The organism is Pseudomonas alloputida, from assembly GCF_021283545.2.
Lineage (GTDB): Bacteria > Pseudomonadota > Gammaproteobacteria > Pseudomonadales > Pseudomonadaceae > Aquipseudomonas > Aquipseudomonas alloputida.
In genome coordinates, this window is the sequence record NZ_CP128540.1 from 1,867,302 (window position 1) to 1,882,144 (window position 14,843).

Below are 14,843 nucleotides of genomic sequence, written 5' to 3' on the forward strand. Positions count from 1 at the left end.
AGAAACCCAGTAAGACCGTAAGACGTAAGGCCACAGACCAAACCTACCTCTCACTGGAGAATACTGATGAGTGACCAACACGTTCCAACCCGCGCCGCCTCTGATGGTGATCAGGACAAGCTGTATGTTAACCAAACCACTTTTGCGGAACTGGGCAACCTAAGCCTAGTAAATCCTCAAAATGTGTCGGTCATGCTGACTCTGATGTCTGTTGTTGGCAGTAATGGCATTGTACAGATCCCACAGGCAGCACTGGCAGACCATTGTAAGATCACGTTAAAGGAACTCGGGAAAGCAATTGCTGACCTTACTGCGTTAGGAGCGATTAGCTCTGTAGAGCTTAGCCCTGAGCGAGGTGGTTTGTTCACTTGTGTGGTAAGCCCGGAGCTCGTAACGACAGAGAAGCCTGAGTAATACGTGTAAACTCTGGTCATCTTATGTTGGTCTGTCTTGGCTGTTCTTCATGTTGAAGCATGGCAGCCAGGGCAGATCATACCAACTCCATCGGCTGGTTACCTGGCTGATTATCGTCAGTACCCTCTGCCCAGCTTCAGACCAAATTCTGTTTAAGCAAGGGTAGGGCGGATGCGTAGCAGAGATATACATCTATGCCCACTCGGGCAGTGAACACTTTCAGAACCTAAAGGATATTGTTATGGCAAGGACCTTCCGCAACCCTGCGAATGGACACGTTGAAGAAGTGAGCGGGGAAGCTGCTGGACTGGTAATACTGCTTGGTCCCATCTACCTTGCATTTAAGGGCCTCTGGGGGCACTTCTTCCTATGGCTGCTTGTGGTGGGAGGCTTCTCGTTAGCAACTGGAGGGTATGGAATTGTCTTTGCTCTACCTATCGCAACCATCGCTTATGCAGCAACCATAAACAAGATGATTGTAAACTCCTACCTCCGCAGGGGTTGGCAAGAAGTACACGTAGAAGCAGATCAGACTACAGGCCAGGCAGTTGTAACTATCAGCGGCCAGAGAGACTGCCCCTATTGTGCGGAGCTGATCAAGGCCCAAGCCAAGAAGTGTAAGCATTGTGGTTCAGAGGTAGAGCCTCTGGCTCAAGGGGATTCAAATACTGTTAGTAAAGAGCAATGGTTTGTAACCTTGCCCTTCGCTTCTAATAAGGAGTGCAGAGAGATAACTGATAAGGTTCGAAGCAGTGGTTATGAAGTGCCATCAGAGACTTCTAAGTATATCCGGGTAGGCCCTTATACTACTGAAGCCCTGGCTTCTAATGCTCTTCACTCGCTTGCAGGTGATCTTGGCCTTCAAGGTGGCGCCTTAGAGAGTGCTTCAGCTCTGTAGTTTGCTAGGGAGTGGGGCAGAGCACAAGCCCCACAAAGCTATATGGGATTACTGCTGCTTTATATGTAGTGACGTAGCCGTCACGGCGGATTACTTTGAGTGAAAGCCAGAAGAAGAGCAGGGTGGTGCTGCTCCACTCCACCCCTGATTGAAGAGTTAACCTGCGCCTGTAGGCTTGGTTCCTTTAGTGGGCAGGGGAGCAACAGCCCAATATACCTTTGGTTCAGCTCTCTCATTAACCTGTGACGCACCGTCACGTGCTAATACACCTATGCCGCTGGGCATAATTAGGATCAAGAGCTAAAGCGAAGAGGGGCAGCACAGCCCCTTCCTCTCCTTCTGGTGATAGAGTTGATATCTCGCCTCACGGCATGTTTGTAGCTGGGGGCAGGGCGGAAAGCCCCCGGAGCTTTTGATCTTAACCTTGCAGATATACGGTGACGGCCCGTCACGCAGTAATAACTTTTAAAGGAGTAGAGCAAGATCAAGAGCAAGGGGCTTGCTTGCCCCCCTTCTCTGCTGCATAGAGGTGTTAATCGTGCTTCAGGCACGGTCTGTCCTGCCATGGCGTAGACGCCATGATGTAATTTATTAATGGTCAAATTCTGTCGTGTCTGGAATTGCCGTGTCATATAGTATGGTAGGCGCGGTTTACGACTTCCAGACAAATAGGAATGGATCTCGACTCTAGAAGCTTCGGGTTGGAGAAACTAGATCCATTCCTGGGCCTCAACGAAGTCAAGGAAGTGATCACGTCCAGACGGCTCAGGATAGTAGTCTGGTTTCTCAATCTCACCGTGCCACGAGAATTCCACGTCAGGGTTGCCTTCAAGCTCACCTACTAACTTTGTTGATCTATTCAATAGCTTTTGGATGGGCTCCTTGCCGTAATCAGGCACCGCCAGCTTCCAGAGAAATCGTAATGTTGCGTAACGTTGCTTGATGCGAGCTACCACTCCGTCATCGCTGTCATCCCCTTGTCTGCTTCCATGAACTGCCATGTATTCGGCTACATACTCTTCAATCCGGCTATTAAGGTCCGATGCGGCACTGACCATAAAGTTAAAGCTTGCGCGGGGAGAGCATTCATCAATCCAGTCTGCTATGAAGATTACGTTGCTGCCTTCCTCGAGTGCCCGCTCTCGTGCTTTCGCTTTAATGCGTTTGATGGTGTCTTGAGTGTAATTGCTCTCGTAGTAGCCATTTGAGCAGTCCCACGTGCTACGGTATTCCTGGTGTAGGATGTCGCGTAGTTCGTAGTCCCTAATGCCGTTGGTGCGGCAAGCCAGCGGATACACTCTTTCGAAGGTTCTATCAAACGGTTTGAGTATCTTTGGTGCTCTTTGCAATGTCTTCTTAGGCTTCACAATTCCCTTCGTTAATGCCTTGATTCGTCGCTCGGGTACGCCTGTCTCATCTTTGATCTTGTCGTAAGCCATTCCTTCATTGCGAAGTTCGATAACTCGGTGCTCGGCGGGAGTTGTTGGAGTCGTGTTAATTGTACTCATGGTTCTTCCTTGATTTAATTGTGTGCAGGTGCAAACCTCCGATCTTCCTGGCGGCATAGGAAACGATTGGCCTAATAGCAGGCAGCACGAAACCCGCTCTGCTCAGTGGCCTATTGGCTTGAACAAGCGAGATAGTGATCTAGTAGGGGAGGTGTTGCGGATGTCAGTGGCTCTGACAGGGTGGGGATGATACAGATTTGTTTTGGTAAGTCAAGCGATAAGTTGGTGGCTAAGTTTAGGGCGCCTACCGTGATGTATATTGCAGCATGGATCATGCTGCAACTAAGCAAGCTATGTAAGCCTGGTTGTAAGTTCGCTATGGGGCTGTGATGCTATTTGCGTGGCTGCCAATCATTTCGTTGCTGAAGCCCAGGCGGTGCAGGGGTCATTCACGCCCCTGAACGGTTTGGCGACTTGCGCTTCCAGTCGCGCTATCGGTCGGTGACGCTGGCTCGCAGTGGAGCACTACAGCCGGTCGCCTCCTTCGTTCATATCCCTACCAATCTTGGAGTGTCCCGCATGTCGTTCGTGTGGAGCTTGCCAGCTACCTCTGCAATCTCAGGGCTACTCATGGCCAACGACGTATCTGGACACCCTGCGTTGTAGGTTGCCCAGAACAGTCATCGCTTGATGCTTGGCCTCACGTCGTAGTATCGACTACCAACGAGGTCTGCAAGCCGTTGCTGTCATCGGTATTGTAAGCAGCGCCTCCAGCATCGCCTTCAGAGGCGTACGGCTGCCATAGACACTGAACGTAACGGCTGCATCCTCGTGGCCAGCAATACGCTTGATCAGGGAGTCCTGCACCCCGGCGTCACGTAAGTCGTCAATGAGCGTATGGCGGAAGCTGTGAAAGGTCTTGCGGGGATCGGTGATACCTAGCTTTGTCTTATATCGACCGAACCACTTCGATGGGGCATGGCCCAGCTTCCCTCGAACGGCTTCCAACTCAGGGAATACTCGATCAGCGCCGCTAGCTTTGACTGATTCAACGTACTGAAGCAATCCCATGTCTAAAAGGGCTGAGTGCAGAGGTAGCAAGCGACGACTGCTGGCGTTTTTCAGGTTCTGCCCTTCACGGCTGTCATCAATGCGGATGCACTGAATCCCCTGTTGCTCAGTGAAATCATCAACCCGCAATTGGCACAGCTCTTCCAGTCGCGCCCCAGTAACTCGTCCCATTAGAGGCAACCAGTAACGCCACGGGTGCTTGCGTGCTTCCTTCCATAGCGCCTCATGGCTCAGCAGTGCAGTCAGATCATGGCGGTCAAATGACAGGCGTGCTTCCTTTGCTGAGCCCGTCATGACCTTCATCCCAGCCAAAGGGTTCTCAGCGACATACCCGTTGGCCTTGCACCAGTTCAGGAAGGCAGTGAGCTTGCGTAGCCGGTTGTTCACCGTCACGGCGGTGATGGTCTTGTAGGTGCTGCCCGACTCGACCACCTGCCTCAGCGTTTTGCCCTTGAACTCTGGGCGTAAGCCAAAGTACTGGGGGCAGCGGCTGAGTCGCTCTTTCAATAAGCGTGCTTGATGGGCATCAAAGGCTGCCGCTGGCATGTCACCCATCAGCTCGAAAAGGTCAGCTAGGGCGCGTTCTACATCGTCGATACTGCCTTGCCGCCATGTGCCACCGCGTTTGCCTTCTGCAATATAAAGCTTGGAAAGGGTTGCCAGGGCAGGGCTGCTACTTGTTTGCTTCGCTGTGGGGCCCGAAGCGTGCTGTAGAGCAGTGTGAATGACTGGCATGGGGGACGAGTCACGCAACTGCATGCAGAGCTCACGGAGCATCTCAGGGGGCGTCAGGGGGTGTTCGCATAGGTGCTTGCTCACTTGCTCCACTAACGATGTTGCGAGAAACAGAGCAACCTGCCGCTCTCGTACTCGCAGGGAAATCCGAAGGGTATGGCGGTTGGGGAACAGATGCTTCGGTAGTCGAAGGTTGAGGTAGTAAACGGACTGGCGGCGGACGATGTAGGCCATGAATGAACACCAGAGTGGACCAGTAAAGTGGACCAATTGAGTGGAACAATTCTGGTCACACCCCGAGTCTTGAGTGCCCGTGCTGACTAGCTGCACGAGTAGATGGCATGCTACCTCATCAGCCTGAAACCCTTGCCCCATAAGGCCCGCATTGATTATCGAGCATGCTTGCATGCTACCTGGTCAGGCCCGGAAGGGAGCAGCCATAGCGGGAACATCGAGTGCCGGGGTGTGGCTGGTGGGGCCGCCTCCATTTCTGGGGTCGGAAAACCTCAATCTGTAACGAACGCCTTCGTTCTTGCCTGCTTTTCGCCCAATGCTCCCGCCGCCGACAGCTTCATCAGCTGCTGGAATTTCGGGCATGCCAGATGATCTTTCTCAGGGCATTGCGCGGCATGCCGCAACCCCTTGCTCATCGCCTGCAACCGCTTGATCCGCGCATCCAGCTCGTCCGCCTTGGCCATCAGCATCTGCCGGTCGACCTGCAGGTCCACCAGCATCGCCCCCACTTCATCCAGCGAAAACCCCGCAGCCTGCCCCAGGGCGATCAGCGCCAACCGGTCTGCCACATCGGCTGCAAACTGTCGACGCTGGCCGCGCCCGGCCAAGGACTTGAGCAAGCCTTTCTTCTCGTAGTAACGCAGTGTCGATGCAGGTACGCCAGTGCGTTTGGCGACGTCGGCAATGTCCATTTCGGGCCCTTGACTTGAAGTTGACTTCAACTTCTATGCTGCGCGGCATGGTAATGACCGTCAACCTTCGAGGGCTTGTTCAAATGACGTTTACTGCGATGTTTCTAGCTGCATTGCCGATTGGCATTGGTGCCACTGTAGTGATGGACCTGTGGGGGTTGCTGCTGAGGCGGTTAGGTATCGCAACGCTGAATTTCGCCATGGTCGGACGTTGGGCGGGGCACCTGCTAGGCGGGCGTGTTTCTCATCAGGCGATTGCCAAAGCGGAACCGGTGCAAAATGAGTTGGCGTGGGGATGGGTGATTCACTACGCCACCGGCGTGCTTTTCGCGATGCTGCTGGTTGTGATCGTAGGGGAGGGCTGGTTGCGGTCGCCTACTCTTTTACCTGCAGTAGTTGTGGGTGTGGGTACAGCCGTGGCGCCGCTGTGCTTCATGCAGCCAGCGATGGGGGCAGGGTTCTTTTCGTCCAGGACGCCGACGCCTGCGCGTAACTGCCTGAAGAGCCTGGCCACGCATTTTGTGTTTGGTGTGGGGTTGTTCTTGAGTGCGGGTTTACTTGCTTTAGTGTGACGGCAGGGAGTTGGGTCAGAGCGAGCGCAAAATCAGCATGCCTGCTAACAGCAGTACCCCTGTAGAGATTGCGCCGATGTAAAAAAGGAGCACACCCGTCCATGGCGAAGACGCTCGAAGGTTGCGCATTTCTTCGGCGAACGCTTCTGCTTCATTCAGTGCTGTTCTGGTGTGATCCTGGGCGGCGCGGTGCATTTGTTACTCCTTGTGGCTGGATTAATCGAAGCTCAGAGCTTGCTGGCCAGTGCCATTACGCCAACTATGGTCGTGACAACTGCTGAACCCGTTGCGATTGGGTACCAGAACGCCTCCTGCCGGAGCTTACGCGCTTCCGCTACAAATTTCTGTGCCTCGGCCCTTAACTTGCGGCCTTCATTTTGTAACTTCTCAAGTTCGAGATGTTCACGATCATCCTGATGCATCGGGCTGTCTATTCTGTTGCGGCGAAGGTGCTGGGGGGCGGGCTTGATTGTGTGCGGTTTGGTTCGGTCGCGAAACCGCCGTCTTCCAGTGAGTGTTGTAGTCCAATTGCGATCAAGATCGTCATGTATGTCACGTCGGAGTAATTTTAGACGGATCTGATATCAATCGAAGAAAGCTCCTACATGTCAGGTAGGTATAGCGAATTATCCTACGATCTCCGTCGACTCCCGCCTGATTGTCCCGGTCAACCTCGCCCACTAGGCTTTTTCGGTCGCTGTCAGTTCAGCGATCGGGTGTGGAAGCCTGGGTGGTTTGGCGGCTGTCGATATGACGGTTGTGCGTGGGAGGCCTTCGGGCCTGCCGGGTTTGCCATACCCCTGGTCTTCCACCCCGCGTACAACTGTCACCCTAAGTGTGGAAGCGAAAGGGTGCTATCAGCCCGGTATGGTGAACTCATGAAAAAACTGGTCCCCGATCCGCCCCACGTCTTCGATCTTCCCCAAGGCAAATCCCTTTCCCGCGCGATCAGCGAAGGCATCGTCCCGATGGAGTTCGCGTTGATGAATGTTTCCCACTACCTGATGTTCGCCTACAGCGATAGCCGGCGGGCGCTTGAGCGTATTCAGGACGAAGAAACCAGGCAGTTATTGGAGCATGGGTTGCGGGCCATGCAGATTGCCTGGGGGCAGGCGGATGCTGTCAGCGTGGCGTTTGAACGTAAAGGCCGGTGACGTTGAGTTTGTGATAGAGATTGTGAATGTGCCGCACAATGCTGTGGGAGCGGGCATGCCCGCGAAGAATATAGCGCGGTGGATGGCACGGGCTTCGCCCGTGTTCGCGGGCAAGCCCGCTCCCACAGGGATCGCGCCAGCTTTTAGAAATTGAGCAAGACAGTTGCGCAAGCGGTCGCGAAATGAGCAGGGCCGTTAGTTGCGCTGGCTGTGTGCCGGCATTTTGCTGGGTATTTCGGGCCGGGCCACAGACATACTGTCCGGGTCGCCCGTCGCTTCATACCGCTGCAAAATCCGCTCTATCTCCCCCGACTGCTTCATCCTTACCAACGCCCGCAACAGCCCTTGTGTCGGTATCGCCGGATCGTTGCGCACCATGCACCCCAAATCCTGTTCGTCCAGCACCGCCAGCGCTTGCAATTGCTGCTCCGCTGGCAACCCTTGGTTGAACCACTGCAACGACAACTGGTTGCTCACCGCATGGCGATACCGGCCGGCCTGCAGCTTTTGCAGTACCAGCAACTGGTTGCGGCTGTCCTCACGGTGCAACTGGCCGTGGTCCAGCAGTGGTTGCAGGGTTGAATAGGTGTAGCCCAGCACCGTGCCGATCGCCTGGGGTGGCAGTTGCTCCGGGGGCATCGGGGTGCTGTCGCCGGGGCGGCCAACCAGTACGTCGCGCTGATGAATCAGCGGGATACTCCACACAAAATCCCTTGGACGGTCGTTGAGCCACTGGGTACTGACGTAGCAACGCACATCAATATCGCCGCTGCTCATGGCCTCCTCCAGGCGCAGGCGGGCCATGACGTGGAACTCGGGGCGAGCGCCCACTTGCCTGGCAACGGCTTGCATCAGGTCGTAAAGCAATCCCTCCACTGGCTGATCGCCTTCGATGCGTACCAGGGGCATGCTCCAGCTCTCGGCTACGGAGAAGCGCAGCACCGGCTGGTCAGCCAGGCTGTTTGTAGACCACAGCAGTAACAGGGCCAGCAGTCTTCGCAAAGGCAATCCTCCCTGGACAATGCGCCATTCCAAGCTTAGACGAGTTGCGCAGGGTGCAATTTTGCCCCCGCTCCGCTAGCATTAGCGATCTTCCGCTCGATCAGGCTACGATGGTTTTTCGATGAGTTATCAGGTTCTTGCACGAAAATGGCGTCCGCGCTCGTTCCGCGAAATGGTCGGCCAGACCCATGTGCTCAAGGCCTTGATCAATGCCTTGGACAACCAGCGCCTGCACCATGCCTACCTGTTCACCGGTACCCGCGGGGTGGGCAAGACGACCATCGCCCGTATTATCGCCAAGTGCCTGAACTGTGAAACCGGCATCACCTCCACGCCCTGTGGCACCTGTTCGGTGTGCCGGGAAATCGACGAAGGCCGTTTCGTCGACCTGATCGAGATCGACGCCGCCAGCCGTACCAAGGTAGAGGACACTCGCGAACTGCTCGATAACGTGCAGTACGCCCCTAGCCGTGGGCGCTTCAAGGTCTACCTGATCGACGAAGTGCACATGCTCTCGACCCACTCATTCAACGCCTTGCTCAAGACGCTGGAAGAGCCGCCGCCCTACGTCAAGTTCATCCTCGCCACCACCGACCCGCAGAAGCTGCCGGCCACCATCCTGTCGCGCTGCCTGCAGTTCTCGTTGAAGAACATGAGCCCGGAGCGGGTGGTGGAGCACCTCAGCCACGTACTTGCCGCCGAGAACGTGCCGTTCGAGGAAGATGCCCTGTGGCTGCTGGGGCGGGCGGCCGACGGCTCCATGCGTGATGCCATGAGCCTGACCGACCAGGCCATCGCCTTCGGTGAAGGCAAGGTACTGGCCGCCGATGTACGTGCCATGTTGGGTAGCCTCGACCATGGCCAGGTGTATGGGGTCTTGCAGGCACTGCTCGAAGGCGATGCCAGGGCTTTGCTGGAGGCCGTGCGTAATCTGGCCGAGCAAGGGCCGGACTGGTCGGGCGTTCTGGCCGAAATGCTCAATGTGCTGCACCGTGTAGCCATTGCCCAGGCGCTGCCCGAAGCGGTAGACAACGGCCAGGGTGATCGCGAGCGGGTATTGGCGCTGGCTTCGGCGCTGCCGGCCGAGGATGTGCAGTTCTATTATCAGATGGGCCTGATTGGCCGCCGTGATCTGCCCCTTGCGCCGGACCCGCGCGGTGGCTTCGAGATGGTGCTGCTGCGTATGCTGGCGTTCCGCCCGGCAGACACGGACGACGCACCGAAGCCGGTGCTAAAGCCAACGGGGATCAGCCAGGCCACAGCTGATCCTGCAGGGCAGGTGGCAGCTGCGGCGCCGGTCGCGCTTTCACCGCCTGTCGCGGCTGTGCCGGCGGAGCCTGTTGCGCAAGCCCCGCAGCTGGAGGTGCCAGCACCCGCGACGGCTGATCATGAGCCGGAGGCCGAGGCAGATGTTGAGCTGAAGGCCGAAGCCGAGGCCATCTCCGTACCTGAGCCGGTCGCCGAAGTGGTCGACCTGCCGTGGGAAGAGCCTGCCGTTGCCCCCGCGCCGTTAGCGGCTGAACCTGCGCCTGAACCGGCACCTGCGCCCGAGCCTGTTGCCCCGGTGGCGCCCACACAGGCCGCCCCGGCACACGACGAGCCGCCTTTCGACCCGTCTGCCTACGCTGCCGTGGGGATGGAGCGCGACGATGAGCCGCCGCTTGACGAAGACTATTACGGTGGCGAAAGCGATCCGGCAGGTTTCAGCTACCTGGACGAATTGGCCGAACATGTTCAGGAAGACGTGTCCAAACCGGCTGCCGAACCGTTGCCGGCAGCCAAACCGGCCACCGGCCTGGCCTTGCAATGGCTGGAATTATTCCCACAGTTGCCTGTGTCCGGGATGACAGGCAACATCGCGGCAAACTGTACGCTGATTGCCGCCGATGGCGACGACTGGTTGCTGCACCTGGACCCTGGCCAGGGGGCGCTGTTCAACGCCACCCAGCAGCGGCGCCTGAACGAAGCGCTCAACCAGCACCTGGGGCGCACGCTGAACCTGCGCATCGAGCTGATCCTGCCAGAGCAGGAAACCCCGGCTCAGGCGGCGGCACGCAAGCGAGCCGAGCGCCAGCAGGACGCCGTCGCGTCGATCGAGCAGGATCCGTTGATCCAGCAGATGATCAAGTTGTTCGGCGCCAAGGTGCGGCAGGATACTATTGAGCCTGTAGAAGCCCTGGCTAGTCAGGGCCAGTAATGGATAACCATGCGGCCGGCCCGGTGCCGGGCCGCATCACATGACCCAATCGAGGTATACCCCATGATGAAAGGTGGCATGGCCGGCCTGATGAAGCAGGCCCAGCAGATGCAGGAAAAAATGCAGAAGATGCAGGAAGAACTGGCCAACGCCGAAGTCACCGGTCAGTCGGGTGGCGGTCTGGTGAGCGTGGTGATGACCGGTCGTCACGACGTCAAGCGCGTCAGCATCGACCAGAGCCTGATGTCGACTGATGAAGACGACAAGGAAGTACTGGAGGACCTCATTGCCGCTGCGCTGAACGACGCAGTGCGCAAGGTCGAGCAGAGCAGTCAGGAAAAGATGGGCGGCATGACCGCCGGCATGCAGCTGCCGCCGGGCTTCAAGATGCCGTTCTAAGGGCATTGCGATACTCAAAACCGCCGCTGACAACAGTGGCGGTTTTTTTTGCGGAGATTTCAACCCAGTTGCGGTCTGCTTTTTTGTGGGAGCGGCCTTGTGTCGCGAAAGGGGCGCGAAGCGGCCCCGGGATTTCAGCTTCGCAGCACAGAGTGCCGGGGCTGCTTCGCAGCCCTTTCGCGACACAAGGCCGCTCCCACAAAAAAGCAGACCTTGCAGGCTTTGGGCGAGGTGATTTGACGCCACCGCCCCCGCTGGGTATAAACCGCCTCTTATTGAATTGTCAGGCCTTTCCCATGAGCTTCAGCCCTCTCATCCGCCAACTGATCGACGGCCTGCGCATCTTGCCAGGTGTCGGTCAGAAAACCGCCCAGCGCATGGCCCTGCAACTGCTCGAGCGCGACCGCAGTGGCGGGCTGCGCCTGGCTCAGGCCTTGACCCAGGCCATGGAAGGGGTAGGGCATTGCCGCCAGTGTCGCACCCTCACCGAGCAGGAGCTGTGCCCGCAGTGCGCCGACCCGCGCCGTGACGACACACAGCTGTGCGTGGTCGAGGGGCCGACCGATGTGTATGCGGTGGAGCAGACTGGCTACCGTGGCCGTTACTTCGTGCTCAAGGGGCACCTGTCGCCGCTGGATGGCCTGGGGCCTGAGGCAATCGGTATTCCGCAGCTGATGGCGCGGATCGAAGAGCAGGGCACCTTTACCGAGGTGATCCTGGCGACCAACCCGACAGTGGAGGGGGAGGCGACGGCGCATTACATTGCCCAGTTGCTGAGCGAGAAGGGCTTGGTGGCGTCTCGCATTGCCCATGGTGTGCCACTGGGCGGCGAGCTGGAGATGGTGGACGGCGGTACCCTGGCCCATGCCTTTGCAGGGCGCCGGCCCATTTCGCTCTGATTCATTGGGGCCGCTTGGCGGCCCATTCGCGGGTAAACCCGCGCCTACAAAACATACGCGGCTTTCGTAGGAGCGGGTTTACCCGCGAATGGGCTGCAAAGCAGCCCCAAAAGCCCACTCAATACTCGCTGAGGGAAAACTCGGTCAGGCAGAAGGTAGGCACCCCGGCCGCTTGCAACCGACGCGACCCGTCCAGTTCCGGCAGGTCGATGATCGCCGCCGCCTCGAACACCTGCGCCCCGGTACGACGCACCAGGTTGGCCGCCGCCAGAAGCGTACCGCCAGTAGCAATCAGGTCATCGAAGATCAGCACCGAGTCGCCTTCACACAGGCTGTCGGCATGCACTTCCAGGAAGGCCTCGCCGTACTCGGTCTGGTAACCCTCGCTCAACACGTCGGCTGGCAGCTTGCCCTGCTTGCGGAACAGGATCAGCGGCTTGTTCAGCTGGTGGGCGATGATCGAGCCGATCAGGAAGCCCCGCGCGTCCATGGCGCCGATGTGGCTGAATTCCGCCTCGACATAGCGCTCGATGAACTGGTCGGCCACATAGCGCAGCCCGCGTGGCGACTGGAATAACGGGGTAATGTCGCGGAAGATCACGCCCGGTTTGGGGAAGTCCACTACCGGGCGGATCAGGGCTTTGAGGTCGAAGGCGTCGCTGTGCATTGTTGCGGGTATCCTGGGAAAACGAATGCCCAAGTATACCCGCTAAAGACCAGCGTCAGGCCTCGATTGCACCACCTGCCAGCGCGCACAGCTGGATCGGGTCGAGGATGTGCACTTCCTTGCCCTCGGCGCGCAGCAGGCCGTTCTGCTGGAAGCGGGTGAACACCCGCGACACGGTTTCTACCGCCAGGCCAAGGTAATTGCCGATTTCGTTGCGCGACATGCTCAGGCGGAACTGATTGGCCGAATAGCCGCGGGCGCGGAAGCGCGCCGACAGGTTGACCAGGAAGGTGGCAATGCGCTCGTCGGCGGTCTTTTTCGACAGCAGCAGCATCATTTGCTGGTCGTCGCGGATTTCACGGCTCATTACCCGCATCAGCTGGCGGCGTAGCTGTGGCAGTTGCACCGACAGCTCGTCCAGCCGCTCGAAGGGGATTTCACACACCGAAGTGGTTTCCTGAGCCTGGGCCGATACCGGGTAGGCCTCGGTATCCATGCCCGACAGGCCGACCAGTTCGCTGGGCAGGTGGAAGCCCGTGATCTGCTCTTCGCCGCTGTCGCTGAGGCTGAAGGTTTTCAGGGCCCCGGACCGTACTGCGTAGACCGAGCCAAAACTGTCACCCTGGCGGAACAGGAACTCGCCTTTCTTGAGCGGCCGCCCGCGTTTGACGATTTCATCCAGCGCGTCCATGTCTTCCAGGTTCAGCGAAAGAGGCAGGCACAGGGGGGCCAGGCTGCAGTCCTTGCAATGGGCCTGGTTGTGTGGGCGCAGTTTGACTGGCTCGGACATTTGAATCGATCCTTGTGGGAAAGCACACATAAGTCGTAAGGGTAACTCACGACACAGGGTGTAGGCCAGTGTGCGCGATGATGGTGCGCGCTGGCGAAACCCCGGCAGGTGGCCTGCCGGGAGTCCTTGTGTGCTCATAGTGTGCCTGACAAGGAAGCTTGTCCATGCGGTTGAACGCCTTGTTTTTCAGATCACTCGCGAGAAACGCTGGCGGTTGTGCATCGCCAGATACGCGTCGAACACCATGCATACCGAGCGCGCCAGCAGCCGGCCGGCGGGCAGGATGCGAATGCCCTTGTCGTCCAGGCTGATCAGGCCGTCGCGCTGCAAGGTCAGCAGCTCGGGCCAGAGGTCGTTGAAGTAACCGCGAAAATCCAGGGTGAAAGCCTGTTCGATGGGTTCGAAATCCAGCTCGAAATGGCAGATCAGTTGCTGGATCACTGCCCGGCGTATGCGGTCGTCGTGGTTGCACAGCAAGCCGCGCTGGGTGGCCAGCTGGGCGTTGGACAGGCTGTCCTGGTAGGTGTTGAGGTCACTGCTGTTCTGGCAGTACAGGTCGCCGATCTGGCTGATCGCCGACACGCCCAGGCCAATCAGGTCGCAGTGCCCGTGGGTGGTGTAGCCCTGGAAGTTGCGCTGCAAGGTGCCTTCTTCCTGGGCAATGGCCAGTTCGTCGTCGGGCAGGGCGAAGTGGTCCATGCCGATGTAGCGGTAACCGGCGGCGGTCAGTTGGTCGATGGTGGCGTGCAGCATCTCCAACTTGGCGGCGGCGCTGGGCAGGTCGTTGCTGTCGATGCGCCGTTGCGGCATGAAGCGCTCGGGCAGGTGGGCATAGTTGAACACCGACAGGCGGTCGGGCTGCAGGCGGATCACTTCTTCCACGGTGCGGGCAAAGCCTTCCGGGGTTTGCTTGGGCAGGCCGTAGATCAGGTCGAGGTTGACCGAGCGAAACTGCAGCGTGCGCGCAGCCTCGATCAGGGTACGGGTCTGTTCCAGGCTCTGCAGGCGGTTGATCGCGCGCTGCACGGCCGGGTCGAGGTCCTGTACACCCAGGCTGACGCGGTTGAAGCCCAGTTCGCGAAGCAGGCCCATGGTCGACCAGTCGGCTTCGCGAGGATCGATCTCGATGCCGTAGTCGCCGGAATCGTCGTCCAGCAGGTGGAAGTGCTGGCGCAGGGTGGCCATCAGCTGGCGCAGTTCCACATGGCTGAGGAAGGTCGGTGTGCCGCCGCCAAAATGCAACTGTTCAACACGTTGTTTAGGGTCCAGGTGGCAGGCGACCAGCTGGATTTCCTGCTCCAGGCGCTGCAGGTAGGGCGCAGCGCGGGCGCGGTCTTTGGTGATGACCTTGTTGCAGGCGCAGTAGTAGCAGATGTTGGCGCAGAACGGCACATGCACGTACAGCGACAGCGGGCGCACGGCCCGTCGGCTCTCGCGCAGGGCGTTGAGCAGGTCGAACGAACCCACCTCGCTGTGCAGTTGCACGGCGGTTGGGTAAGAGGTGTAGCGTGGCCCGGCGAGATCGTAGCGGCGGATCAGGTCGGTATCCCAACGGAGGTCGTCGAGCATGAGGGTAGTCCCCGGAAAGAGCAGCAGTGCACCGGAGTCTATGGCCGTCTGTAGGAAACTGTGTTGATTTGTATCAAGGGCATTGGGGCTGCTTTGCAGCCC

Annotated in this window: 16 protein-coding genes; 7 read left to right on the forward strand and 9 right to left on the reverse strand. The window is 58.3% G+C overall.

The window, feature by feature from the left end; genetic code table 11:
- Window positions 1-66: 66 nt before the first annotated feature.
- Window positions 67-414 (forward strand): hypothetical protein, encoded by a 348-nt coding sequence (locus LU682_RS08695; protein ID WP_060489390.1) that lies wholly within the window; start codon window positions 67-69, stop codon window positions 412-414.
- Window positions 415-655: 241 nt separating this feature from the next.
- On the forward strand, window positions 656-1,312 hold the full coding sequence (locus LU682_RS08700) for a zinc ribbon domain-containing protein (RefSeq protein ID WP_060489392.1): 657 nt from the start codon (window positions 656-658) through the stop codon (window positions 1,310-1,312).
- A 710-nt stretch (window positions 1,313-2,022) separates the two neighbouring features.
- On the opposite strand, the gene LU682_RS08705 is transcribed toward LU682_RS08700, so the two are convergent.
- The 3 genes from LU682_RS08705 to LU682_RS08715 form a co-directional block, all read right to left on the reverse strand.
- A complete protein-coding gene (locus LU682_RS08705) occupies window positions 2,023-2,820 on the reverse strand; it encodes a hypothetical protein (protein ID WP_054881966.1) in 798 nt (265 codons plus the stop codon).
- Between the two features lie 657 nt (window positions 2,821-3,477).
- Entirely contained in the window at window positions 3,478-4,800 is a 1,323-nt protein-coding gene (locus LU682_RS08710) for a site-specific integrase (RefSeq protein WP_060489393.1), read from the reverse strand.
- 272 nt (window positions 4,801-5,072) lie between these two features.
- Window positions 5,073-5,492, reverse strand: a complete 420-nt coding sequence (locus LU682_RS08715; RefSeq protein WP_010955018.1) for a helix-turn-helix domain-containing protein — start codon at window positions 5,490-5,492, stop codon at window positions 5,073-5,075.
- Window positions 5,493-5,575: 83 nt separating this feature from the next.
- Between LU682_RS08715 and LU682_RS08720 the strand changes: the two genes are divergently transcribed.
- Window positions 5,576-6,064, forward strand: a complete 489-nt coding sequence (locus tag LU682_RS08720) for a DUF2938 domain-containing protein (protein WP_049588270.1) — start codon at window positions 5,576-5,578, stop codon at window positions 6,062-6,064.
- A 15-nt stretch (window positions 6,065-6,079) separates the two neighbouring features.
- Here the strand turns inward: LU682_RS08720 and LU682_RS08725 are convergent, their stop codons facing one another.
- Complete coding sequence (locus LU682_RS08725; RefSeq protein WP_010955016.1) at window positions 6,080-6,259, reverse strand: hypothetical protein; 180 nt, start codon at window positions 6,257-6,259, stop codon at window positions 6,080-6,082.
- Between the two features lie 32 nt (window positions 6,260-6,291).
- A complete protein-coding gene (locus LU682_RS08730; RefSeq protein WP_020193510.1) occupies window positions 6,292-6,486 on the reverse strand; it encodes a hypothetical protein in 195 nt (64 codons plus the stop codon).
- A gap of 456 nt (window positions 6,487-6,942) precedes the next feature.
- Between LU682_RS08730 and LU682_RS08735 the strand changes: the two genes are divergently transcribed.
- Complete coding sequence (locus LU682_RS08735) at window positions 6,943-7,218, forward strand: hypothetical protein (protein ID WP_049588194.1); 276 nt, start codon at window positions 6,943-6,945, stop codon at window positions 7,216-7,218.
- Between the two features lie 195 nt (window positions 7,219-7,413).
- On the opposite strand, the gene LU682_RS08740 is transcribed toward LU682_RS08735, so the two are convergent.
- Window positions 7,414-8,220, reverse strand: a complete 807-nt coding sequence (locus LU682_RS08740) for a substrate-binding periplasmic protein (RefSeq protein ID WP_010955015.1) — start codon at window positions 8,218-8,220, stop codon at window positions 7,414-7,416.
- 121 nt (window positions 8,221-8,341) lie between these two features.
- Between LU682_RS08740 and dnaX the strand changes: the two genes are divergently transcribed.
- The 3 genes from dnaX to recR all read left to right on the forward strand — a co-directional run bounded on the left by dnaX (window position 8,342) and on the right by recR (window position 11,715).
- Window positions 8,342-10,417: a DNA polymerase III subunit gamma/tau gene (gene dnaX / locus LU682_RS08745; protein WP_010955014.1), complete on the forward strand. Its 2,076-nt coding sequence runs from the start codon at window positions 8,342-8,344 to the stop codon at window positions 10,415-10,417.
- Between the two features lie 63 nt (window positions 10,418-10,480).
- Window positions 10,481-10,816 carry a YbaB/EbfC family nucleoid-associated protein gene (locus tag LU682_RS08750; protein WP_003254305.1) on the forward strand — a complete coding sequence of 112 codons (336 nt, stop codon included), beginning with the start codon at window positions 10,481-10,483 and terminating at the stop codon, window positions 10,814-10,816.
- A gap of 296 nt (window positions 10,817-11,112) precedes the next feature.
- Window positions 11,113-11,715, forward strand: a complete 603-nt coding sequence (gene recR / locus LU682_RS08755; protein WP_003254304.1) for a recombination mediator RecR — start codon at window positions 11,113-11,115, stop codon at window positions 11,713-11,715.
- 118 nt (window positions 11,716-11,833) lie between these two features.
- On the opposite strand, the gene LU682_RS08760 is transcribed toward recR, so the two are convergent.
- The 3 genes from LU682_RS08760 to hemN form a co-directional block, all read right to left on the reverse strand.
- A complete protein-coding gene (locus LU682_RS08760) occupies window positions 11,834-12,382 on the reverse strand; it encodes an adenine phosphoribosyltransferase (protein WP_009683910.1) in 549 nt (182 codons plus the stop codon).
- A 55-nt stretch (window positions 12,383-12,437) separates the two neighbouring features.
- The gene (gene fnrA / locus LU682_RS08765; protein ID WP_003254301.1) at window positions 12,438-13,172 is read right to left on the reverse strand and encodes a Crp/Fnr family transcriptional regulator FnrA; all 735 of its coding nucleotides are present in this window, start codon (window positions 13,170-13,172) and stop codon (window positions 12,438-12,440) included.
- Between the two features lie 186 nt (window positions 13,173-13,358).
- The gene (gene hemN / locus LU682_RS08770; protein WP_010955013.1) at window positions 13,359-14,741 is read right to left on the reverse strand and encodes an oxygen-independent coproporphyrinogen III oxidase; all 1,383 of its coding nucleotides are present in this window, start codon (window positions 14,739-14,741) and stop codon (window positions 13,359-13,361) included.
- Window positions 14,742-14,843: the final 102 nt, after the last annotated feature.

Coding starts and splice junctions, on each gene's coding strand:
- LU682_RS08695 (WP_060489390.1), top strand. CDS start 67: ATGAGTGACCAACACGTTCCAACCCGCGCCGCCTCTGATGGTGATCAG.
- LU682_RS08700 (WP_060489392.1), top strand. CDS start 656: ATGGCAAGGACCTTCCGCAACCCTGCGAATGGACACGTTGAAGAAGTG.
- LU682_RS08705 (WP_054881966.1), bottom strand. CDS start 2,820: ATGAGTACAATTAACACGACTCCAACAACTCCCGCCGAGCACCGAGTT.
- LU682_RS08710 (WP_060489393.1), bottom strand. CDS start 4,800: ATGGCCTACATCGTCCGCCGCCAGTCCGTTTACTACCTCAACCTTCGA.
- LU682_RS08715 (WP_010955018.1), bottom strand. CDS start 5,492: ATGGACATTGCCGACGTCGCCAAACGCACTGGCGTACCTGCATCGACA.
- LU682_RS08720 (WP_049588270.1), top strand. CDS start 5,576: ATGACGTTTACTGCGATGTTTCTAGCTGCATTGCCGATTGGCATTGGT.
- LU682_RS08725 (WP_010955016.1), bottom strand. CDS start 6,259: ATGCACCGCGCCGCCCAGGATCACACCAGAACAGCACTGAATGAAGCA.
- LU682_RS08730 (WP_020193510.1), bottom strand. CDS start 6,486: ATGCATCAGGATGATCGTGAACATCTCGAACTTGAGAAGTTACAAAAT.
- LU682_RS08735 (WP_049588194.1), top strand. CDS start 6,943: ATGAAAAAACTGGTCCCCGATCCGCCCCACGTCTTCGATCTTCCCCAA.
- dnaX (WP_010955014.1), top strand. CDS start 8,342: ATGAGTTATCAGGTTCTTGCACGAAAATGGCGTCCGCGCTCGTTCCGC.
- LU682_RS08750 (WP_003254305.1), top strand. CDS start 10,481: ATGATGAAAGGTGGCATGGCCGGCCTGATGAAGCAGGCCCAGCAGATG.
- recR (WP_003254304.1), top strand. CDS start 11,113: ATGAGCTTCAGCCCTCTCATCCGCCAACTGATCGACGGCCTGCGCATC.
- LU682_RS08760 (WP_009683910.1), bottom strand. CDS start 12,382: ATGCACAGCGACGCCTTCGACCTCAAAGCCCTGATCCGCCCGGTAGTG.
- fnrA (WP_003254301.1), bottom strand. CDS start 13,172: ATGTCCGAGCCAGTCAAACTGCGCCCACACAACCAGGCCCATTGCAAG.
- hemN (WP_010955013.1), bottom strand. CDS start 14,741: ATGCTCGACGACCTCCGTTGGGATACCGACCTGATCCGCCGCTACGAT.